The organism is Methylocystis parvus (genome assembly GCF_049675845.1).
Classification (GTDB): Bacteria; Pseudomonadota; Alphaproteobacteria; order Rhizobiales; family Beijerinckiaceae; genus Methylocystis; species Methylocystis parvus_A.
Map to the genome: position 1 here is coordinate 2,043,469 of NZ_CP187161.1, position 20,454 is coordinate 2,063,922.

General features: G+C 59.7%; 24 protein-coding genes, 1 tRNA gene and 5 pseudogenes. 14 read left to right on the plus strand and 16 right to left on the minus strand.

Features of this window, described 5'->3' with window-relative positions; translation table 11 throughout:
* The first annotated feature begins 21 nt into the window (after window positions 1-21).
* The 9 genes from ACPFMJ_RS10530 to ACPFMJ_RS10570 all read left to right on the plus strand — a co-directional run bounded on the left by ACPFMJ_RS10530 (window position 22) and on the right by ACPFMJ_RS10570 (window position 4,004).
* Window positions 22-591, plus strand: coding sequence for a hypothetical protein (locus tag ACPFMJ_RS10530; protein WP_424363727.1), 570 nt, complete (start codon window positions 22-24; stop codon window positions 589-591).
* Window positions 588-905: a winged helix-turn-helix domain-containing protein gene (locus tag ACPFMJ_RS10535; protein ID WP_424363728.1), complete on the plus strand. Its 318-nt coding sequence runs from the start codon at window positions 588-590 to the stop codon at window positions 903-905. The genes ACPFMJ_RS10530 and ACPFMJ_RS10535 overlap by 4 nt, the downstream gene beginning before the upstream one ends.
* Before the next feature lie 97 nt (window positions 906-1,002).
* Window positions 1,003-1,509, plus strand: coding sequence for a class I SAM-dependent methyltransferase (locus ACPFMJ_RS10540; protein ID WP_424363729.1), 507 nt, complete (start codon window positions 1,003-1,005; stop codon window positions 1,507-1,509).
* Window positions 1,506-1,916, plus strand: a complete 411-nt coding sequence (locus ACPFMJ_RS10545; RefSeq protein WP_424363730.1) for a GNAT family N-acetyltransferase — start codon at window positions 1,506-1,508, stop codon at window positions 1,914-1,916. Before ACPFMJ_RS10540 ends, ACPFMJ_RS10545 begins: the two co-directional genes overlap by 4 nt.
* A gap of 25 nt (window positions 1,917-1,941) precedes the next feature.
* Window positions 1,942-2,346 carry a VOC family protein gene (locus ACPFMJ_RS10550; RefSeq protein ID WP_424363731.1) on the plus strand — a complete coding sequence of 135 codons (405 nt, stop codon included), beginning with the start codon at window positions 1,942-1,944 and terminating at the stop codon, window positions 2,344-2,346.
* 28 nt (window positions 2,347-2,374) lie between these two features.
* Window positions 2,375-2,521 (plus strand): hypothetical protein, encoded by a 147-nt coding sequence (locus ACPFMJ_RS10555; RefSeq protein WP_424363732.1) that lies wholly within the window; start codon window positions 2,375-2,377, stop codon window positions 2,519-2,521.
* Entirely contained in the window at window positions 2,518-2,694 is a 177-nt protein-coding gene (locus ACPFMJ_RS10560) for a hypothetical protein (protein WP_424363733.1), read from the plus strand. The genes ACPFMJ_RS10555 and ACPFMJ_RS10560 overlap by 4 nt, the downstream gene beginning before the upstream one ends.
* Window positions 2,695-2,744: 50 nt before the next feature.
* Window positions 2,745-3,218, plus strand: a complete 474-nt coding sequence (locus ACPFMJ_RS10565; RefSeq protein WP_424363734.1) for a VOC family protein — start codon at window positions 2,745-2,747, stop codon at window positions 3,216-3,218.
* A gap of 282 nt (window positions 3,219-3,500) precedes the next feature.
* Window positions 3,501-4,004, plus strand: coding sequence for a DinB family protein (locus ACPFMJ_RS10570; RefSeq protein ID WP_424363735.1), 504 nt, complete (start codon window positions 3,501-3,503; stop codon window positions 4,002-4,004).
* Window positions 4,005-4,159: 155 nt separating this feature from the next.
* Here ACPFMJ_RS10570 and ACPFMJ_RS10575 read toward each other — a convergent pair whose 3' ends face one another.
* The 3 genes and pseudogenes from ACPFMJ_RS10575 to ACPFMJ_RS10585 form a co-directional block, all read right to left on the minus strand.
* Window positions 4,160-4,876, minus strand: coding sequence for an IS6 family transposase (locus tag ACPFMJ_RS10575; RefSeq protein ID WP_424363736.1), 717 nt, complete (start codon window positions 4,874-4,876; stop codon window positions 4,160-4,162).
* A gap of 86 nt (window positions 4,877-4,962) precedes the next feature.
* A pseudogene (locus ACPFMJ_RS10580) lies at window positions 4,963-5,325 on the minus strand (IS6 family transposase); the annotation flags it as partial.
* A gap of 98 nt (window positions 5,326-5,423) precedes the next feature.
* A complete protein-coding gene (locus ACPFMJ_RS10585) occupies window positions 5,424-6,398 on the minus strand; it encodes a LysR family transcriptional regulator (RefSeq protein ID WP_424363737.1) in 975 nt (324 codons plus the stop codon).
* 126 nt (window positions 6,399-6,524) lie between these two features.
* On the opposite strand from ACPFMJ_RS10585, the gene ACPFMJ_RS10590 reads away from it, so the two are divergent.
* Window positions 6,525-7,295 carry an SDR family oxidoreductase gene (locus tag ACPFMJ_RS10590; protein WP_424363738.1) on the plus strand — a complete coding sequence of 257 codons (771 nt, stop codon included), beginning with the start codon at window positions 6,525-6,527 and terminating at the stop codon, window positions 7,293-7,295.
* On the opposite strand, the gene ACPFMJ_RS10595 is transcribed toward ACPFMJ_RS10590, so the two are convergent.
* A complete protein-coding gene (locus tag ACPFMJ_RS10595; protein WP_424363739.1) occupies window positions 7,270-7,578 on the minus strand; it encodes a GNAT family N-acetyltransferase in 309 nt (102 codons plus the stop codon). The genes ACPFMJ_RS10590 and ACPFMJ_RS10595 overlap by 26 nt on opposite strands.
* A 210-nt stretch (window positions 7,579-7,788) precedes the next feature.
* Between ACPFMJ_RS10595 and ACPFMJ_RS10600 the strand changes: the two genes are divergently transcribed.
* Window positions 7,789-8,172 (plus strand): HU family DNA-binding protein, encoded by a 384-nt coding sequence (locus tag ACPFMJ_RS10600; protein ID WP_424363740.1) that lies wholly within the window; start codon window positions 7,789-7,791, stop codon window positions 8,170-8,172.
* 282 nt (window positions 8,173-8,454) lie between these two features.
* On the opposite strand, the gene ACPFMJ_RS10605 is transcribed toward ACPFMJ_RS10600, so the two are convergent.
* The 8 genes and pseudogenes from ACPFMJ_RS10605 to sppA all read right to left on the minus strand — a co-directional run bounded on the left by ACPFMJ_RS10605 (window position 8,455) and on the right by sppA (window position 14,555).
* Window positions 8,455-9,154, minus strand: a protein-coding gene (locus ACPFMJ_RS10605; RefSeq protein WP_424363741.1) for an IS6 family transposase whose coding sequence is annotated in 2 segments (ribosomal slippage) — window positions 8,455-8,641 and window positions 8,640-9,154 — 702 coding nt in all. Because the reading frame shifts where the segments join, the coding sequence is not laid out codon by codon here.
* Window positions 9,155-9,254: 100 nt separating this feature from the next.
* Window positions 9,255-10,049, minus strand: a pseudogene (locus ACPFMJ_RS10610) (patatin-like phospholipase family protein); the annotation flags it as partial.
* A gap of 27 nt (window positions 10,050-10,076) precedes the next feature.
* A pseudogene (locus tag ACPFMJ_RS10615) lies at window positions 10,077-10,897 on the minus strand (3-hydroxybutyrate dehydrogenase).
* Window positions 10,898-11,047: 150 nt separating this feature from the next.
* Complete coding sequence (locus tag ACPFMJ_RS10620; RefSeq protein ID WP_424363845.1) at window positions 11,048-12,313, minus strand: MotA/TolQ/ExbB proton channel family protein; 1,266 nt, start codon at window positions 12,311-12,313, stop codon at window positions 11,048-11,050.
* A gap of 299 nt (window positions 12,314-12,612) precedes the next feature.
* Window positions 12,613-12,688, minus strand: a tRNA-Thr gene (locus ACPFMJ_RS10625).
* 103 nt (window positions 12,689-12,791) lie between these two features.
* On the minus strand, window positions 12,792-13,133 hold the full coding sequence (locus ACPFMJ_RS10630) for a LapA family protein (protein ID WP_424363742.1): 342 nt from the start codon (window positions 13,131-13,133) through the stop codon (window positions 12,792-12,794).
* Window positions 13,134-13,243: 110 nt separating this feature from the next.
* Window positions 13,244-13,534 (minus strand): integration host factor subunit beta, encoded by a 291-nt coding sequence (ihfB, locus tag ACPFMJ_RS10635; protein ID WP_424363743.1) that lies wholly within the window; start codon window positions 13,532-13,534, stop codon window positions 13,244-13,246.
* 49 nt (window positions 13,535-13,583) lie between these two features.
* On the minus strand, window positions 13,584-14,555 hold the full coding sequence (sppA, locus tag ACPFMJ_RS10640) for a signal peptide peptidase SppA (RefSeq protein ID WP_424363744.1): 972 nt from the start codon (window positions 14,553-14,555) through the stop codon (window positions 13,584-13,586).
* Between the two features lie 227 nt (window positions 14,556-14,782).
* On the opposite strand from sppA, the gene ACPFMJ_RS10645 reads away from it, so the two are divergent.
* Genes ACPFMJ_RS10645 through ACPFMJ_RS10655 form a run of 3 tightly spaced genes read left to right on the plus strand, consistent with a single transcriptional unit; the run spans window position 14,783 to window position 17,222 of the window.
* Window positions 14,783-16,063 carry a radical SAM protein gene (locus tag ACPFMJ_RS10645; RefSeq protein WP_424363745.1) on the plus strand — a complete coding sequence of 427 codons (1,281 nt, stop codon included), beginning with the start codon at window positions 14,783-14,785 and terminating at the stop codon, window positions 16,061-16,063.
* A gap of 30 nt (window positions 16,064-16,093) precedes the next feature.
* Window positions 16,094-16,288, plus strand: coding sequence for a hypothetical protein (locus ACPFMJ_RS10650; protein WP_424363746.1), 195 nt, complete (start codon window positions 16,094-16,096; stop codon window positions 16,286-16,288).
* A 1-nt stretch (window position 16,289) separates the two neighbouring features.
* The gene (locus ACPFMJ_RS10655) at window positions 16,290-17,222 is read left to right on the plus strand and encodes a hypothetical protein (protein ID WP_424363747.1); all 933 of its coding nucleotides are present in this window, start codon (window positions 16,290-16,292) and stop codon (window positions 17,220-17,222) included.
* 103 nt (window positions 17,223-17,325) lie between these two features.
* Here ACPFMJ_RS10655 and cutA read toward each other — a convergent pair whose 3' ends face one another.
* The 4 genes and pseudogenes from cutA to ACPFMJ_RS10675 form a co-directional block, all read right to left on the minus strand.
* The gene (gene cutA / locus ACPFMJ_RS10660; protein ID WP_424363748.1) at window positions 17,326-17,646 is read right to left on the minus strand and encodes a divalent-cation tolerance protein CutA; all 321 of its coding nucleotides are present in this window, start codon (window positions 17,644-17,646) and stop codon (window positions 17,326-17,328) included.
* A gap of 15 nt (window positions 17,647-17,661) precedes the next feature.
* Window positions 17,662-18,813: a trypsin-like peptidase domain-containing protein gene (locus tag ACPFMJ_RS10665; protein WP_424363749.1), complete on the minus strand. Its 1,152-nt coding sequence runs from the start codon at window positions 18,811-18,813 to the stop codon at window positions 17,662-17,664.
* An 89-nt stretch (window positions 18,814-18,902) separates the two neighbouring features.
* A pseudogene (rplQ, locus tag ACPFMJ_RS10670) lies at window positions 18,903-19,122 on the minus strand (50S ribosomal protein L17); the annotation flags it as partial.
* Window positions 19,123-19,284: 162 nt separating this feature from the next.
* A pseudogene (locus ACPFMJ_RS10675) lies at window positions 19,285-20,299 on the minus strand (DNA-directed RNA polymerase subunit alpha).
* Window positions 20,300-20,454 lie beyond the last annotated feature (155 nt).

Sequence of the window (20,454 nt, forward strand, 5' to 3'; positions counted from 1 at the left end):
TCTCTGTATAAGAGGTCAGCCATGGACATCAAAGATCAGGCCACCACCGCACTCGCCGAAATCGCAGCCGTCGAACGGCGGACGAGGACCGCGCTCGTCTATCAGCGCGCCAGCGCCTTCCTTATACTTTGGGGAGCTTTGGTCGCGATTGGCGCGGCGCTCAATCAAGCTTTTCCCGACCGATCCGAGGCGATCTGGTATAGCGTCGATGGCGTCGGTCTAATGGGAACCTGCGTTCTAGCCTTCCGTCGCGCGCAGGACGCGCGCCAGGCCGACCCCGCTGCTCTGCGGGTGGTCGCAAGTCTGGTTGTGCTCTGCGCTTACGGCGTCGCGTGGTCATATCTGCTGGCGCCGGCCGGACATGATCGACTGGCCGTCTTCTGGTCCACGCTGATGATGATGGGCTATGTCGTCATCGGCGTGTGGCAAGGGCCGCTCTTTACGATCCTTGGCGTTGGCGGGACCGTTCTCAGCCTTGCCGCCTATTTCCTTGCCGGTCCCTGGCTGCATCTATGGATCGGCGCGATCTTCGTCCTCGCCTTCGTGCTGGGCGGTTTGCTCTTGTACCGTCAGGGCGTCGGCGACTCATGAAACCAAACGACATCATTCACCAATCTACTCGCCTGCGCATCATGGCGGCGCTCAATGTGCTGGAAGCCCGCGAATGGATCGAGTTCACGCGACTGAGGGCTCTCGTTGAAGCAACGGACGGAAATCTGGGCGCCCATCTCGAAACGCTCGCTCGAGCTGGATATGTGACAATCGACAAGCAATTTGTCGGGAAAAAGCCGCAGACCCGCGTAAGAGCGACCAGTTCGGGAAAACGCGCTTTCGTCGATCATGTCAATTATTTGCGTTCCGTCTTGAACGAACCGTTTTCGTCGAAAATTCGCTCACCCGCCTGACGGAGGACCTACAGTTATGAGTCTGTCATTTGAGAACTTGTTGCGCGACAGCTTTGGACGCCCGAGGGGCCTGCTGGGCAAACTGGGCGGACCAATCATGGCCCGAACGAACCGCGCGAGCGTCGCCTGGGTGATCAAGCTCCTGGCGGTCAAGCCGGGGGACCGCGTCCTGGAAATCGGCTTCGGTCCTGGCGTCGGTCTCGAGCTCCTCGTCCGCGAGGCGCCCAGGGCAAAATTCTCCGCCGTTGACGTTTCGGAGGAAATGTTCCGGCAGGCGACGGCGCGCAATCGCGCGGCGATTGATGACGGGCAGGTTGAGCTCCGGCTTGGCTCGGCGGAACATCTCCCCTTCCTCGACGGCGCCTTCGACAAAGCGTTTTCGGTAAATTCTCTCCAGGTCTGGACCGACCCAGCGGCGGGCCTTCGGGAGGTGAGACGCGTCCTGAGAGACGGCGGAACCATCGCCTTCGGCTTCACGCGTCATTCGGGCCAGCCGAAGGATGGCCTCATCGAACGTTTCGAGAAAGCCGGTTTTGCCGACGTCCGCATCGTCGACGGGGACGACTGCTTCTGCGTATTGGCGATGAAGGGCGGCAAAAGTTGAGCGCTCGAATTTCTTACGCTCACGAACCTGACCTGACTGCCGCCGAGTTTCAGGACATTCTCGTCGCCTCGACGCTCGCAGAGCGTCGCCCGTCCAATGATCTTGCTCGGCTCGACCGAATGCTACGCAACGCCGACATCGTCATGGTGGCGAGGGATGCCGGACGCATTGTGGGCATCTCCCGGGCGATCACCGACTTCGCCTACTGCTGCTATCTTTCCGACCTTGCCGTGCATCAGGATTACCAACGCCAGGGGATCGGAAAGCGTTTGATCGCAGAAACTCGGGTCGCGGCTGGCGCGATGGCGGCTCTGATCCTTGTCGCTGCGCCGCTCGCCCAAGACTACTATCCGCGAATCGGAATGACCCATTTTCAGGGCTGTTGGGCCATCCCAAGGGATTCCTGATCGAGACAAACCCACGGAGACCGTAATGACCAAAATGTTCGTCAATCTGCCCGTCAAAGACCTGAAAAAGACGATCGCCTTTTACAAGGCGCTCGGTTTCTCCTTCAATCCGCAATTTACGGACGACACGGCCGCCTGCATGGTCATCTCCGAGCACAATTATGCGATGTTGCTGACCCACCAGAAGTTCAGTCAATTTTCGGCGAAACCAATCCCCGATGCGCACGAGACGACGGGCGTCCTCGTCGCGCTCGCACTGGCGAGCAAGGAGGCCGTCGACGAGATGGTCGAAAAGGCCGTGAAAGCCGGCGGCAAAGAGCCGCGCCCGAAGCAGGACTACGGCTTCATGGTGCAGCGGACTTTCGAAGACCTCGACGGCCATACCTGGGAGCCCTTCTTCATGGACCCCGCGCAGGTGCAGAACGGCTAACGAACCGTGATTTGTAAAGGAGAGGCGCATGACCGCGAATTATTCCTATCTCGTTGTTTTTCTTGGGAGCAAAACCAATCTGAGAATGACGGCATGGAAAGCTTTGCCCGAAAATGAACGGCGCGCAAAAGAACAAGAAGGCATAACCGCCTGGAAAGCGTGGCCTTTCATGTGAACGACGCCGAATTTGACGCCATTTTCGGCCGTGTAAAGGACGGCCATCTTCCCTTTGGCGGCGCACCCGGCACGTTTGACGACGGCGAGATCAACCATTGGAATGGCGGGCGCGGGGTCAATTTCAAAAGTTCGGACGGCTACGTATTGGAGTTGATGACAGTCCCGCTGTGAGCTGCGGGTCTTGCGACTGTGAAATCTTGACGTTTGGAAGGGGACACGAAATGGCCAAGAACACCATCTGTCTTTGGTACGACAAAGATGCGGAGACCGCGGCTCGCTTTTACGCCGAGACATTTCCGCAAAGCTCAGTCGGCGCCGTCCATCGCGCGCCCACCGACTATCCGTCTGGCAAGGCCGGCGATGTCATCACGGTTGAGTTCACCGTCGCGGGCGTTCCTTGCATCGGCCTCAACGGCGGCCCCACATTCAAGCAAACCGAAGCTTTCTCCTTCCAGATCGCCACGGACGATCAGCAGGAGACGGACCGCTACTGGAACGCGATCGTCGGAAATGGCGGACAAGAGAGCGCATGCGGATGGTGTAAAGACAAATGGGGCGTCTCCTGGCAAATTACGCCGCGCGTATTGACGGAGGCGATGGCGGCCGGAGGAGACGAAGCAAAGCGGGCGTTCGAAGCAATGATGAAAATGAAGAAGATTGACGTCGCTGCAATCGAGGCGGCGAGGCGCGGCTGATTCTTGTAGCAAGTTCGAGACAACGCGCAGCGGCAAACGTCGCTGAGAAACCGGGGCGGCGCCAACGCCAGTCGGACAGTTTCGGGAGACGCCAGTCGGCGACATCTTCTTGAAAACCGCAGCGCATTCTCGGTCGTCGCCATTATTCTGCTTGCGACAGCCATCGCGCTGTAAGGGAGCGAAAAACTCGCGGAGTCGCTCTTTGTTCGCTGATCGATCCCAACAGAAGAAACCGTCGAATTGGGCAGGTCCTAATTTCGCAGAAACAAAATCGAGGTAATTATGATCGATCCCGCCTATGTTCGCACGATGGCGCGCTACGCACGCTGGCAAAACGACAATCTTTACTCAGGCGCCGATACGCTCAGCGAAGAGGCGCGTCATCAGGATCGCGGCGCGTTCTTCAAATCCATTCGCGCGACGCTAAATCATCTGCTTTGGGCGGACACCATGTGGATGAGTCGCTTGTCCGATTTTCCGCAACCGACTGTCGGATTGTCTGGTTCGGCATCATACTTCAACGATTGGGAAGCGCTGAAACGAGAGCGTGCCGCGATGGACCGGAGAATAGTCGATTGGGCGCACGCAATTGGCGTTGCCGAGCTAGCCGGGGATCTTGCATGGCGTTCTAGTACTAATACGGATTTCGTGAAACCACGTTGGCTTGTTATCACGCACATGTTCAATCATCAAACGCATCATCGTGGCCAGGCCCACGCCATGATCACTGCAGCCGGCGCGAAGCCATACATTACGGATTTAGTCATCATGCCGAGCTGCACCTAGTCTATTTAACTCCCGGGATTGGATTGAGTTGAACCGGCGACGAATTCTCTCCAAGCGACGGGCTCGAAGAAGGAGACGAGCCAGGAAACGGTCGCCGACGCTGGATAGATGGCTCTGGTGCAAATCGTGGAAACGGCCATGCGATGTAGGATTCGTCATAGCGTTGGACTCAGGCAGCGAGCACCGCGCTCCAGATTTCCGGCGCGGCTTTTCCCGCGGCTCCAATTTTGCTGAGTGTGAATTGACCTGATGCGATTCATGAGTTCGACGCCCGCGATGGTGATCGTGGCGCGTCGGAAGCGTTTGAACCCGAGCATCGGGATCAAACGCAGCTTGATGGAGCGGTGATCCTGTTCAATGAGGTTGTTCAGATATTTGGAAGATCGAATGCGCGTGCGCCCGCCGCTTTGACGCTGCGCCAGTAGTTCGCGCGCCGCGCGATGCGACGCCTGATATCCGTCGAGCGTGATTTTCTGCGGCAAGCGTCTGTGCTTCGCGAAGGCGCGACGGAAAAACGCTTTGGCGGCGGCGACGTCTCGCTTGGCGCGCAGCAAAAAATCCACGGGCTTTCCCGCTTTGTCGACGGCGCGGTAGAGATAGGTCCAACGGCCCTTGATCTTGACGTAGGTCTCGTCGACGCGCCAGGAGCCGCCGACCGGGTGCGCGAAGCGGTTCCAGCGCTTTTCGAACTCGGGGACATAGCGCTGAACCCAGCGCATGATGGTCGTATGAGCGAGTGATAAGCTGCGTTCGGCCATCATTTCCACGAGATCTCGGAAACTGAGCTTGTATCGCAGATACCAGCGCACGCAGAGAATGATGATCTCCCGCTCGAAATGGCGGCCCTTGAAAAGCTCGTCGACGCTCAGCATCAAAATCACCCGGCCCCAGCTAACCCTGCCGACTATGCCCGGCTCACCCCCTTTGCACCAGAGCCCCTCGGCGCACCATGCTGACCAATCGCCTTGCGCAAGAAGCGCAAGGCGGCTTTGCAATCCCTCTTGGCCGCCAACAGGAAGTCGACCGTCGCGCCTGCCTTGTCGACCGCCCGATACAGATATCTCCAGCAGCCTTTGACTTTCACGTAGGTCTCATCGACACGCCAGCTCGTCCCGGCCGCGCGCTTGCCAGCACGAAACTGCGTCTCCAGCAAAGGCGCATATTTGACGACCCAGCGGTTGAGCGTGGAATGGTCGACCTCGACGCCGCGCTCCTCCATCATTTCGTCGAGTTGGCGATAGCTCATCGGATACCCGACATACCAGCGTACGCCCCACAGGAACACGTCGCGTTCAAAATGGCTGCCCTTGAAATCGATCATCCCAGTAGTCCGTCCGCCCCACTCCCGGCGATCATAGCCCCAACCGACCCACGATAAAAATTTGCGACAGAGCCATGATTATCGCGACGACGCCGTCGCTAAACGCTGTCAATCGTTCTGGGGGCATGGCGGCTCCTGTTGTGAGTGGTTTGGCGCGGTGAGCGCGGTTTGCGATTCAGCAAGAGCCGTGCTTGCAGCACCGGCTTCACCCATTCGATGAAGGACTGCAAACGCCGAGACAGGTGACGGCGCTGGGGATAAACAAGAAACATGGGCATTGGCGGCGCGCGCGCCGAGGGCAGCACCTGGATCAATTCCTTCCGGGCGAGATGTTGCTGTACGTCATAAGCGGGAACCTGGATGAGTCCCAAACCCGCGAGCGTGCTGGCAATGTAGGTTTCGGCGTCGTCGGTGGAAACAATGCTTGATAAATCGACGGTCCGCAATTTCTCCTTATCCATATATGTCCAAGGCTCGACACCGCCAATCAGCGACGACCGGTAGTGCACGGCTCGGTGTGTTGACAAGTCAGAGACGCGACGCGGCAAGCCAAATTTTTTGACATAGGCAGGGCTGGCGCAATTGATGATTTCCAATTCGCCTAGCGCCACTTGGATGAGTCGGTTATCATCGCTTTCGCTAACCCGAAGAGCGCAATCAATGTCGTCCTGCACGAGATCGCGCACGGCGTCGGTTGCGTAAATCTCAAGGGAGATTTGCGGGTTTATTTCGAAAAATGTCGGTAACGCCGGGGCGATGATCAAGCGCGCGATGCGACTCGGCATGGTGACGCGAAGCTTGCCGGGAGGCGGCGTCTCCTGTCGAAACAGGGTCTCGGCTTCTTCGAGATCGGCCAGCAATTTCTGACAGCGCTGAAAGAATGCATCGCCATCGGCTGTGAGGCTTACGCGGCGCGTGGTTCGATTAAGGAGCTGCGTTCCGACGCGGGCTTCGAGGGCCATGACAGCCGCTGAAACGGACGAGCGCGGGACGCCCAACTGCTCTGCGGCTTTTGTAAAGCTGCAGGCTTCTGCGACCCGGGCGAAGATGCGGAAGCTGTCGAATTTGTCCATGACGCGGCGATATCATTGTTCGTTTTGGCTGACCAATGAAGTCAGAAATATCATCTTTATCCAACTGTCCTGGCGAAGCAATATCTCGTGAATCTAATTGTGCATTTGATCGGTGGAGAGAGACTCGTGCCCAGCACACTCAAGGATAAGGTCGTCATCATCGGCGGCGGCGCAAAAAATCTGGGTGGCCTCATCAGCCGTGACCTCGCGCAGCATGGGGCTAAGGCCATCGTCGTCCATTACAACAGCGCCGCGACACAGGCAGCGGCGGACGAGACGGTCGCCGCTGTAAAAGCGGCAGGGGCCGAGGCTTTCGCCATTCAGGGCGATCTTACGAAGGTTGCGGAAAACCAGCGCTTGTTCGCCGAGACCAAGAGCCGCTTCGGTAAGGTGGACATCGCCGTCAACACCACGGGGATGGTGATCAAGAAGCCGATCCTCGAATGCACCGAGGACGATTACGACAAAATCTTCGCGATCAATTCGAAGGCAGCTTTTTTCTTCATGCAGGAGGCCGGGCGCACGCTGAGCGATCGCGGCAAGATCGTCACAATTGTTTCGTCGCTACTCGCTGCCTACACCGATTCTTACGCGATTTATCCCGGCTCGAAGGCCCCAATCGAGCATTTTACCCGCGCGGCGTCAAAGGAGTGGGGCGCACGGGGCATTTCCGTGAACGCGCTTGGTCCCGGACCGATGGAAACGCCGTTCTTCTATGGGCAGGAGACGAAGGAGTCCACCGCCTATAACCAGTCAGCCGCCGCGCTCAGCAAATACACGAAGACAGGTCTAACCGACATCGCCGATATCACTCCAATTGTGCGGTTTCTCGTTACCGAAGGCTGGTGGATCACCGGACAGTGCATTTTTGCTAATGGCGGCTACACGACGCGCTGACTGCATCTTTGGGGGCGGCGGCGCCGAACACGTCCGGGTAAATCACTAACCTGGCGCGACCCGCCAGGATTCCCGGCGCCAACTCAAGCGCCATGAATGCCTCGCCGCTGAACGGGGCTGTCAGTTTTTCCGCCATGGCTGCCGAAAATCCGAAGCGCGGGTAGTATGAGGGATGGCCGAGAACAATTACCGCCTCGCAGCCTTGCGACCGAAGAGCAGCCAGTCCGTCCCGCACCAAACTGGACCCGATGCCCTCGCGCTGCCGGTCTGGCCTCACGGCCATAGGGGCCGGCGCAGCGGCCCTGACCGGTTGCTGAATAGGATGCGTCCGACGATCTCTCCGGCATCAAGCGCCCCGTTCGACCAGCGCCAGGCCGCGATCTCGTAGCTGGCCGATGAGCTCGACCTCAGCGTCGCCGCCAAACGCAGATCGATTCAATGTGGCGATGGCCGCGTGATGGGTTGACGTGGCTGTCGTGATGGGAGGCCATCAATGAAACGGAAGCAAGCGCACGTCCTGACGCGCAATCATCTCAGGGACGCCATCCATAGAAAATTCCTTGGTCTCTCTCTGAAAGACGCGCGGTCTTATGTCGATGCTGTCATCGACGAGATCTGCGACGCCCTCGTGCGGGGTGATGACGTCGGGCTGCATAAATTCGGCAAATTCTCCGTTCGCGTGAAGCGCGAGCGGCCCGGTTTAAATGTGTGGGCCGGAGAGCGCGTTTCAGTCTCCGCGCGCAGGGTTGTCAGGTTCCGATCATCGCCCGTTCTCCTGCAGAAGCTGAATGGCATCGCCCTCGACGACGACGTTCACCCGGAAAAGGCATTGGCCGAATCAGAACGTCCCCCACGCGTGACAGAGCGCCTTGGCTAATTTGACGAGATTTCTGACAGGCTGTTGAGCGGGAAACCTGACGACAGAGGCTTGATATGTTGGACGAGATCCCTTTCGCGACCGCAGGAAATGGAGATAATCCGCACCGTGGCGCAATGACGCGCCGCTTTTTTTCAGGAGTAGGACATGGGGTTTTTGCAGAGAATTCTTGGCGGCGTGGTCGGCGCGGAAGCCTTGTCGCTTCTCAAGGACGGTTGTAGTGCAAATTTACGAATGACCACGTGATTGGGCGCTGGCGTTCATCGGGGCCAGCGCAGTTGCTCAGGCAGCGAGTACCGCACTCCAGATCTCGGGGGCGGCTTTTGCAGTAGCCCTGAGTTTGCTCAGGGCGAATTGACCTTTCCTGATACGATGCAGGAGTTCGATGCCGGCGATCGTGATCGCCGCATGCCGAAATCGCTTGAACCCGAGCATCGGCCCCAGCCGAAGCTTGATGGATCGGTGGTCCTTCGATCAGATTATTCAAGTATTTCGAAGATCGAATCTGAGCCCGCGCGCCGTGCTGTTCGAGAACGTCGCGAGCAGCTCGATGCGAAGCTTGATAGCCGTCGAGCGTGATCTTCTGCGGCAGTTGAGCCTGGTTCTTGACCGCCCGACGAAAAAACGCTTTGGAGGCAGCGATATCTCGCTTGGCGCGAAGGAGGAAATCCACGGTCTTTCCTGCCTTGTCTACGGCGCGGTAGAGATATGTCCAGCGACCCTTGATTTTGACGTAGGTCTCGTCGACACGCCACGATCCGCCTACTTGCCGCGCGAAACGGTTCCACCGCTTTTCGAATTCTGGAACATATCGCTGAACCCAGCGCATGATGGTCGTATGAGCGAGAAACAAGCCGCGCTCGGCCATCATCTCCACGAGGTCTCGATAGCTGAGCTTATATCGGAGATACCAGCGCACGCAGAGCACGATGATTTCCCGGTCGAAATGGCGGCCTTTGAAAAGATCGTCCACACTCAGCATCGCGGTCGCCCCTCCTCGTGTCTCTCCCCCTCATTAGCAAATATGCGCCACTCACACCGTTCGCACCAGAACCCCGCAGATAATGGAGCTGTCTTTGTCACTTGATGTGAGTGGCCGCGCGACTTGAATACTGCAAATCCTTCTGACGATTCATCACTTCCCAAATGGTTCGCGGCTCAGAACCATGTGGGTTCCATAGATGGACGACAAACACGACGCCGCTTCTGCGCCGCGCGTCGTCGAAAACCGCCTCGACAGGGGTGTTGGAAAGCACGCCCCCGTCCCAATAAAGCCTGCCATCAATGCGGACGGCTGGAAAGGCCGGCGGCAGCGCACCCGACGCGAGGACATGGTCGAGGGAAAGAGGGACGTCGCGGCTGTCGAAATAGCGCATCGCGCTCGTCTGCACGTCGCACGCGCCAACCGTCAGCCGCATCGATCCGGCGTTGATCCGGCCGAAATCTACAAGGCCACGCAAAGTGTCTCTCAACGGTTTCGCGGAATAATAGCCTGCCTGCTCGGGGCCAAGCGGCGTATGCGGGCTGACAAAGGCTGCAAGATTTGGCCGGAAAAAACTTGGGATTCCCGAGGCGATCGCCAGGCTGTTTCGAAGCGCCGCGCCAAAGAAGGGGAAGAACGGCGTTTGAAGGAAGTCTGCACGCTCGACGCGCTTCCAAAATTCCCGCAACTTTGCAATACGTGCTTCCGCTGCATTTCCGGCGATAATTGACGCGTTGATGGCGCCGATCGACGTGCCGATTACCCAGTCTGGCTCGAGCCCGGCTTCGTGAAATGCCTGATAAACGCCGGCCTGATAGGCCCCGAGCGCGCCACCACCCTGTAGGACAAGAACGATTTGGCCGAGTTCCTTGAGCTCAGAGGCAACCGATTCCATGATGATCGCTCCAATGTTCTTTCTGCATCAATGCGCCGTCCAGTCGCCATCGATCGGCAGTGCTGCGCCGGTTATGGATTTGCCAGCATCGCTCGCTAGAAATACTGTCAGCGCGGCGATTTCTTCCACCTCAGCGAAGCGTTTCGTCGGCTGCGCAGCGAGGAGGACGTCGCGTATGACTTCTTCGCGCGTCAGACCGCGCGCCGCAGCCGTACTGTCGATTTGATTCTCGACGAGCGGCGTCCAGACATAGCCGGGGCATATCGCGTTGCAAGTGACGCCGAATTCTGCGCCCTCCAGTGCAACGGTCTTTGTCAGCCCCACAACGCCGTGTTTGGCGGCGACATACGCGCACTTGAAGGGCGAGGCGACGAGCCCATGCGCCGAGGCGATATTGATGATACGGCCGAAGCCGCTCGACTTCATGGCGCCGAATGATGCCTTGATCGTGTGAAAGACCGCTGAAAGATTAAGCGCGATGATGGCGTCCCACCTCTCATCAGGAAAACTCTCGATTTGATTGACATACTGAACGCCAGCATTACTGACGAAAATATCGACCTTGCCGAATTTCCAGACAGACCGAACGATCATCTTCCGAGCTTCGACGGGATCCACGAGATTCGCGCCATGAAAATAGCTTTGACACCGTGTTCCGCGGCAAATTCGTCGCAAAGGACCTTGATTTCCTTCTGATCGCCAAGTCCGTTGGGGACGACATCGGCGCCGGCGGCGGCGAGCGCGCGAGCGATAGCTAGACCAATTCCGGAGGTCGAGCCGGTCACCACCGCTACGCGACCGGCGAGCTGACGCCCCGTACGGGATTGTTCAAGCACCTGCAAATGCATCGGATGTACTCCATCGTTTCATAATGGATGTTGATGAAACGATGCACTGAGGGGTCGAAACTTTGAAATGCCGTCTGGTTTTGATCTCGATAGCCGATGGTTATGCGACAGCGTTCATCGCGATGCTTTTTTTGCATCGACTTCATAGTGTCATTCGAATAGTTCGAGTCCAATCCCGCGACTAACCTCCTCACTTAGAGCCCGCGCGCTTTCACCAGTGTTGTCGCGAATGCCTTCCAGCGTCTGGTCCATGACGGCGAGCAGCTGCTCCGCGCCCTGCGTGAATGCACCAGAAGCGGTCTGAGCCGTTGCGCCCATTGCGCTCCGCAGATCCTCTACCGCCTGAGTGAGACGAGCGACGGCCGCATCGATCTCCGTGCCCACCCGACCCGAGCTCTGATCCATTCTTTCGGAAAGGGCTGCGATACGATCGCCCGCTTGGACGAGACTCTCGCTGGCCTTGGCCAAGGCGCGCCCGACGTCATCGGAAAATCGTTCGGACAGGCCCTTCACCATCTCGCCCATCCCGTCGGCGCCAGCCTGGCTAATCTGCTGCATGATGGGAGCCATAGCGGAACTGATCGAGGTCGAAATCGCGGTAGGAAGCTCCTCGCGAAGAGGTCTGCCCAGTTCGGCCACCAGCTCCAGCCCTACCAATCGGAAATGCTCACGTTGCTCCCGGATGGCCGCCAATTGCTCGACGGCGAGTTCCTCGAGACTGATGAAGGTCAATCTTTTTTCAATGGCGGCGCAAAGGTCGTGGATGGCTCTCTCGACCTGCGAGACGCCTCGCCGCAACACAAGCGTGAACACGATCGAACAGAACAATCCCGTCAGGGACATGATGAATTTGGCCGAGGCGATGGTCAGCAGCTCGCGGAGCGATTTTTCAATCTTATCTTGTGCAGTGAGGTCCATTGAACTCAAGGCGGAGATCAGGCCGAGAAATGTCAAGAGGAGGCCAAATGTGACGAAGAGGCCGGGAACGGTTCGCCAGAACCCGACCCCGAAATGCAAATCCTCCAGTTTGAAAAAGACCGCCGGGCGAACCGAGTTTCGGAGCGTAGTCGTCCCGTTTTCCTCGTGAGCTACGAGCGTTTCCCGATACTCGCGCCACGCGGTCGCCACTTGCTGCCGGGCACCGCTTTTTGCTTCCAACTCAATCTTGTAATCAAGACCGGCGATCGCCGCTGCGAAGGCTGCCTGATTTGCGGTTTCAGCGATCAACCGACGCAGCCAGAGGACCGCTTCTCTCCGAGCAAATGCTAACCGACCGAAGGTGAGAATTGCGAAACCGAGGAGGCAAAGAATTGCCAGGGTCACAAGACCCGGCGCCGGTTCGAATTTTAGGAGAGAGGCCAGCCAGAGCACGGCGTTGCGGGTAGAAATCCCAACCAGTACGAAGGTATCGAACATCGCCAACCATCAACAATCTGAGCCCAAAAAGGGGGACTATCAGGCAGTTGGCAACAGTTCAAACCCCTTTAGCGAGAATTCAGCCCGCAATTAGCTCGGAAAAAAAGCTCGAGGCACTGCCGACTACCGTCGTCGGCGTCTGGATGACGTGGGCCGCCGTCCGTTAGGGATGGGATTGACGGGGGACGTAGCACGAGATGACGCGGGGCAAGATCGCACTCGGTGGCGACATGGTGGCGACACGAAACTCGCGCACGACCTCGAAACGCTTCTTATTTCGCGTAAGATATTGATTTTGCTGGTGCCGCAAGAGGGATTCGAACCCCCGACCCCATCATTACGAATGATGTGCTCTACCAGCTGAGCTATTGCGGCGTTGCGCGGCGTTGGCGCGGGTTTCTCTTATCGGCGCTTGGCGGGTTTTTCAAGCGGCTTCGGGCTAGTTTTTGCACTTCGCGCGCTTATCCCCCCGCCCGCCTCAGCGCTTGCCGGCCTTGGCGTCGGCTGGGAGCTCGGCGAGCGCCTGCTGGCGCAGCTTTTCAACCTCGAGACGCGTCTTCTTGGCCTCGGCCCGCGCGATCTTCGCGGCGCGGCGCACGGGCAGATGGCTCAGCCAGGAAGAGGCGCCGCCGGCGAGCACGCCGAGCGCCATCGACGCGAGAACGACGAGGAACATCGGCGCCTCGACATAGGGGCCCGCCGCGTCGCTTGTCGCGAAAGGGTCGAGCCCGATTTTCACCGGGCTGCGATTCGCCATCGAAAAAAACAGGATGATGAGCGCGAGCGGAACGAAAACGATGATGCGCAGGACGGATTTCATGACCTCTCCCTATGGCTGGCGACGCGCCGGGTTGTTTCGACAGCGCATCGGCCGCGGGAGCCCGGCGTCATGTCTGCGCCGCGCTCGCCCGAGCGTGGCCAACCGGCGCGTCAGCCTTGGTAGTCCTCGTTCAGGCGCTCGCGCATTTCCTTCCCCGTCTTGAAGAAGGGCACGCACTTCTCCTGCACGGAGACCTGTGCGCCGGTGCGCGGATTGCGGCCGGTGCGCGCGTCGCGCTTCTTGACCGAGAACGCGCCGAAGCCGCGCAGCTCGACCCGGTCGCCGCGCGCGAGCGCCGCAGTGATCTCGTCGAGAATCGTGCTCACGATCGTCTCGACGTCGCGTTGATAAAGATGTCCGTTACGGCGCGCAATTCGCTGAATAAGCTCTGACTTGATCATGACCCAGCCTGTATCGTTCTTGCTGTTGAAATTGCCGTGCAAGCCGGCGTCAACGCACCTCGAAACCCTGCCAAATCGCCAATAAACCGTCAAGACTTGCGCGTCTTTCGGCGCTCGCCGCCTGCTCCAGCGCGCCGGCGGCGGTCTCCAGCCCCAGAAGGTGAGCCGCGGCCGCCGCCCCCTCGACGAGGCCGAGCCTCTCGATGCTGGATTTCTTCTTCCAGTCGCGCACGGGCAGATCCTTGGCGATTTTCTTGTTGGTCTCGAGCCAGGCGATGGCCTCGCGCTCGCCGCCGATCACGTCGACTAGCTTGAGCGGCACGCCCTGCCGCGCGGTGAAGACGCGGCCGTCGGCGACCTTGGCGAGCTCCGCGTCGTCGAGATGGCGGCGCTGCTTCACGAGATCCTTGAACCAGCCATAGGAGTCGGCGACGAGGCTCGCGATGGCGGCCTTGGCCGCCTCGCTCGTCGGCTCGAGGCCGTTGGGCGCGGCCTTGAGGGGGGAGGATTTGACCTCCTCGACTTTCACGCCCACCGAATCGAGCAGCTTGTAGAAATTGGGAAACTGGAACAGCACGCCGATGGAGCCCACGAGGGAATTGCCCTCGGCGACAATCGTCTCGGCGCCCAACGCGGCGATATAGGCGCCTGACGCAGCCAGCGTGCCGACGACGGCGACGACCGGCTTCTTCTCGTTCAGACGACGCAGCTCTTCATAAACCCGCTCGGAGCCAGCCGTCGTGCCGCCAGGGCTGTCGATCGTCAGCAACACGGCCTTGGCCTGACTTGATTCGCCGATCTTCTTGATGAGGTCGATCGTGCCCTTGTCGCCGACGATCATCCCCTGCAGCGACAATCGGGCGAGATGGGGCGTGAGCTTGTCGGCCGAGTCGGCGCCCGAGAATCGCGCGACGGCGATCAGGCCGGCAAGGCCCGCCGCGGCGATGGCGGCCGTCCGCCACCAACCGAGCTTGCGCCGCAGGCGACGGCGATCGAGCAGGTAATCCGTGGGCGCCGACATTGAGTATCCTTCGCGAGCATTATGCGTTGGCGCTTTAGGTAAGACGAGTTCGCCCGTTTGAAAAGCGCTCGGGCGGCGCCAGCGGCTCGCAACGCGGTCGTTCGAGCGTCCCATAGAAGTTCGCTCATTCGCCATGGAACATTACGCCCCTTTCTGCGTTACGCCTACGCAGAGCGATAAACAACAGAATAATTTTACGTTTTTTGGCGCATTACAGGAGATTTTGCATGCAAAACTATGTTGTTTCCAATCGAATTACTTTTCGTCGCGAATCTTTCGGGGCGATTACCCTGCATCGAAAACGTCAAGAAACTCGTTTTTTCAATTTATCGGCCGCAGCAATCATCGAGTCCTGCAGGGAAGCAAAAAGCATCGGCGAGATTGTGAGTAGTTTACCGGCGCAAGACATCGAAAGCTCCGCGCTGGTCGAGCAGTTCTTGCATGAGCAGTGCGAGAACGGCATTCTTGAACGGTCGGCGCCGACCGAAAAGAGCCAAGCGGCTTTTTTCTACTCAGACGTCGGGGATTTTCCCGACGATCATCTCTATTTCCCCCTTGGGGTCGAAATTGAGCTGACTTTGAAATGCATGCGGTCATGCCGCTATTGCGCATATGACGCGCATCCAAAGGCGCAAACGGAAAGCGAACTGACTTTTTCGGAATGGTCGCAAATATTGGAGGACATTGCGCGCAACGGCGCCTTTTTCGTGCGCTTCACGGGCGGCGACCCGCTATTGCGGGCGGACTTCGAGGACATTGTCCGGAAAGCGGACGCTCTGGGCCTGATCATCACAGTCGGCTCGGACCTGACGGCCTTGACGGATGCGCATATCGAACTCCTGTCGAATCTCGAGAATCTCTATGCGCTGCAAACGACCCTGGACGGCAGCGTTCCACAGCAAGCGGATTCGCTGCGCGGCGCGGGAAATTTCGAGGCTGTCATCGATGGCGTCCAAAGGCTGCGACGCAGGGACGTTCCGGTCATTGTCGGCACGGTCGTGAATGCGAGGAATGCGGCCGACATTTATGAGACGGCGAAGCTGGTCGGACGGCTCGGCGCGAACGGATACTGCGCCGCGCCTCTTTACGCAGCGGGCCGGGGGACGGCCGCCGCGCTCCGCCATCTCCTGCCGAGCAACTCGGATCTCGCAACCGCTGCTCGCGGCTTGCATCGCGCTGTGTCGGAGGGGCTGGTTGCGCCGGCGGATCCGGCCTGGCTGGAGGCGACGCAAGACGCCGGAGACCGGCTGTTCGACGACATTTGGAGCGACCAGGGCGTGCTTGCGCGACGCCCGGACGCTCTCTTGCGCATCGACCCTATGGGACGAGCCTATACATCCATCAAACTGAAGCCGGCCTTATCGGACTCGGTTTACCTGGGGAATGTCCGAGACAAGGCGATCTGCGAATTGTGGACGAGTTCGGATTTGATCACGACGTTGAGAGAGCGCTCCAAACCTAATGACTACTTTGGAGACGTCGTGGACATACGTGAAATGCAAAACTGAGAATCATTATTGGAATACAGGAGAATTTAGATGGCGAAGGAAACCATTAGCGTCACCAGGAAGCAGATTGCCCTTCAGAGCAGCACGCCAAAGGCCAATTTGCCCATGCAAAGCTTATTGAATCCGCCCCTCGAAATTACGCGGGCGAAGCTTGGTGGTCTGAACATGGTGGATGAGACCATCATTATTCGCAAATCTCTTCGCACCTCCGAAAGGAGCAAGTAACATGGATATTCTCGTCAGCGCGCACAATCCCATGACAGGGCCTCGCCATCTAGGGCACTATGTCAGCACCATGATGGAATGGCCGGACTGCGAAAAGAATTACGAGTGTTTTTTCGTCATAGACGACCTTATCGCAACCTTCATGTATCCGAAGGTCAGAGAAGACATCTTCAACCGAACGTTGCTGACTGCGCGAGACTTTCTCGCCTGCGGGATCGACCCCGACAAAAGTCATCTGGTTTTTACCTCGATGCTGTGGGAGAACACCGAACTGCTTTTACTCCTCTCCAATTTCGTGGACACGGATTACTGCAAGCGTCTCTTCGAGCATTCTTTCCTCGGCATGCTTGCGCCGCATATGCGCGCGCAGTTAGAGCTGCCGACCCACGCAAGCGTCGCAGAGTTTCTCTACCCGCAACTCGGGATTCCGAGCCTGACGATCGGGTTGCAAGCCAAGGCGTTTCAGGGCGGCGAAGAAATCAGCGGCTATGTTCATATCATGAAGGAAATCGGCCGGCGCTTCGCAAGCGAGACCGGAGAGCGCCTTACCGTCGCGGAGTGGCTTCCTGCGCGCACTGCGCATCTTTGCGGCGCGGATTCGACCCACATGAGCGTACACAACGCGCTATGTCTGACCGAACCGCCGTCGCCCGACGAGCTCTCGGCGCTCCCCGATAGCGTCTTGCATGAATGGGCGGTTGCGCTGGAGGGGACGTCATACGCCGACGCGCTCGCCAAAAATCCCGCTTCCGCGAAAGACGACATCATCGCAAAAATCGCCTCGCACTGCGAACCGTTCAAGAACTGCTGCATTACGAGCGACGAAATTCTCGATCACGCGGCGAAGGGCGCGAGCCGCGCGAAATTCCTGCTCAGGCAAACGCTGGGCAAGGTGAAAGCCGGGCTGCGCATACCGGAAATAATCGAATATTGAGCCTTCGGTTTTCGAGCCTTGATCGGGCGCACGCGCCCGATCAAGGCAAAGTCGACAACATCAGCTCATGCGGGGCCCCGCCCGCGGTTCTCGGCGAAATCGCTCAGTCCCGCCGGGTGGCGTCCCGCAACCAAGCGGCGTAAGGGGCGTCAGTTTCCGCAACGTCGATGCGAAGGATTTCCGGCGTTTCGTAGCTATGGAGACGACGCGTCAGATCAGCGAGGGCGGCGTAATCTTCGGCGCGACATTTCATCTCCAACCGGAACTCCGTCTCTTCGCAATATTCGCCCTTCCAGGCGTAATGGCTCGCGATGGGAAAAATCTGGACGCAGGCGGCGAGGCGCTCGGCGAGGGCGGCGCGCGCAAGGGCGCGCGCCTTGTCTTCCCTGTCGATCGTCGTGACGAGGATCGAGACGCCGCTCACGCCGAGCTCCCTTGGTCAGCCGCCGACCACGGTCGTGAAGACCTGCCCGCCGCGCGCAAGGGTGATCTTCCAGTAATAGGCGCGGCTCGCCGTCGCTTTTTCGAGGTCGCGCGTCGAATCGATCTTCTGGTCGTTGACCGCCATCACGATGTCGCCGCGTTGCAGATTGAGTTGCTGCGCCAGAGAGCCATCCTCGATCTCCGAGACGACGACGCCATTCATCACGCCCTGCACGGACATTTCCTCGACGACGGCCGGCGAGATGTTGATGACGGTGGCGCCGGCGAAGGGCGACTGGCCCTTCAGCTTCACCGGATCGCGCGGCGGCGTCTCCGGCGCGGGGGTGAGACGGATCTGCGCGACGATCTTCTTGCCGCCGCGCAGCACGCCGACCGTCGCCTGCCCGCCGAGCGGCTTGGTGCCGAGACGATAGCCCACGGCCTCGGGATCGTCGGCGGGCTGGCCGTCGACGGATATGATCACGTCGCCACGTTTGAGGCCCGCTTCCGCCGCCGGCCCCTTGGGGTCGACGTCGGCGAGCAGCGCGCCGGTCGGGCGATCGAGGCCCAGACCCTCGGAGATGTCCTGCGAGATGCTCTGCAGCGTCGCGCCGAGCCAGGGGCGCTTGACCATCTTGCCGCCGCCCTTGGCCGCCGCCAGGACGCTCTTGACCATGTTCACGGGGATCGCGAAGCCGATGCCGACCGAGCCGCCCGACTTCGAGAAGATCGCGGAATTGATGCCCACGACGCGCGCGTTCATGTCGACGAGCGGGCCGCCGGAATTGCCGGGATTGATGGCCGCGTCGGTCTGGATGAAGAAGCCGTAGTCGGAAATGCCGACATGGGTGCGCGCCAGCGCCGAGACGATGCCCTGCGTCACCGTCTGGCCGACGCCGAACGGATTGCCGATGGCGAGCGTCAGATCGCCGACTTCGAGCGCGTCGCTGTCGCCGAGCTCCATGGTCGGGAAGTTCGAGCCTTCCGTCAGCTTGAGAACGGCGAGATCGGTGCGCGGATCGCGCAGGAGTATCTTATGGGCGGCGGAAAGACGTCGCGCAGGCGAGGCTCGACGAATTCGATCACGGCGCGGGGCGGAATTAAGTCGCCGCGGCGAGGAGCGGAAGCCCGCCTTCAGCACGCGCGTGTAGCCGCCGTTGCGCGTCATTCACGTTGTAGCGCGGGCGTTGTCGAGCGGACCGGCCTCGAACGCGGGTGTAGCTTCTTTGTACGCGGGCCGAGCCTTGCCGACGAGCTTGACGTCCTTGATCTGCGCGATGGCCTGGCGGCGCGCGTGAAGGTCGCCGCGCTTGCCGAGGGTGACCAGCTTCTCGACGACCGGCCGCAGGTCCTTCGCCTTGGGCAGCGTCGTGACGATCTGCTCATGCTTGATGAGCGCCTGCGCCATATTCGCGAACATGGCCTTGCGGTGCTCATGGGTGCGGCCAAAGCGGCGCTTCTTGTGACCGTGATACATTGGCTCTCTCCGTTGTTATGCGGCCGCCGTGCCAAGGTACGGCCGTCGTTTATCTCCCTCGCCCCGTTTACGGGGAGAGGGTCGGGGTGAGGGGCGAAGCATCGCTATACCCCTCGCCCCTCACCCTAACCCTCTCCCCGCGGACGGGGAGAGGGAATGAACTCAGTAATGCTCTTCGAACCGCTTGGCGAGATCGTCGATGTTCTCCGGCGGCCAGCCGGGGACTTCCATGCCGAGATGCAGGCCCATCTGCGCGAGGACTTCCTTGATCTCGTTGAGCGACTTGCGGCCGAAATTCGGCGTGCGGAGCATCTCGGCTTCCGACTTCTGGATGAGGTCGCCGATATAGACGATGTTGTCGTTCTTCAGGCAGTTCGCCGAACGCACCGACAGCTCGAGCTCGTCGACCTTCTTGAGCAGCGCCGGGTTGAAGGCGAGCTGCGGGATCGACGGGGCGGCTCTCTTCGCGGCGCGGCTCTTCGAAATTGACGAAGACGTTGAGCTGATCCTGCAGGATGCGCGCGGCGAAAGCGAGCGCGTCCTCCGGCGTGACGGCGCCGTTGGTCTCGATCGTCAGGGTCAGCTTGTCGTAGTCGAGCACCTGGCCTTCGCGGGTGTTCTCGACGCGGTAGCTGACCTTCTTGACCGGCGAATAGAGGCTGTCGACCGGGATGAGGCCAATCGGCGCGTCCTCGGCGCGGTTGCGGTCGGCCGGGACATAGCCCTTGCCGGTCGAAACCGTGAATTCGATGCGAATCTCCGCGCCCTCGTCCAGCGTGCAGATGACGAGGTCGGGATTGAGGACCTGGACGTCGCCCGTCGCCTGGATGTCGCCGGCGGTGACGGCGCCGGGGCCCGTCTTCTTGAGCGTCAGGCGCTTCACGCCCTCGCCCTGATACTTGATGGCGATGTCCTTGATGTTCAGGACGATGTCGGTCACGTCCTCGCGAACGCCCGGGATCGACGAGAATTCGTGCAGAACGCCGTCGATATGGATCGAGGTGATCGCCGCGCCCTGCAGCGAGGAGAGAAGAATGCGGCGCAGCGCGTTGCCGAGCGTCAGGCCGAAGCCCCGCTCCAGCGGCTCGGCGACCGCGGTCGCCACGCTGCGCGGATCGTCGCCCGCGGTCACTTCGAGCTTGTTCGGCTTGATGAGTTCCTGCCAGTTCTTCTGGATGCTCACTTGGACGCCTTTCCTTGAAGCTCCTGAACGCGGCCCGTCGGGGAGAAAAGTCGGACCACGCGCGAAATATGCTCGGATGAAAGCAGCGGGCTTTTCGAGCGGCCCCTCAAAGGATGAGGGAGCCCTTTCGACAAAAACCGCCCCGGACG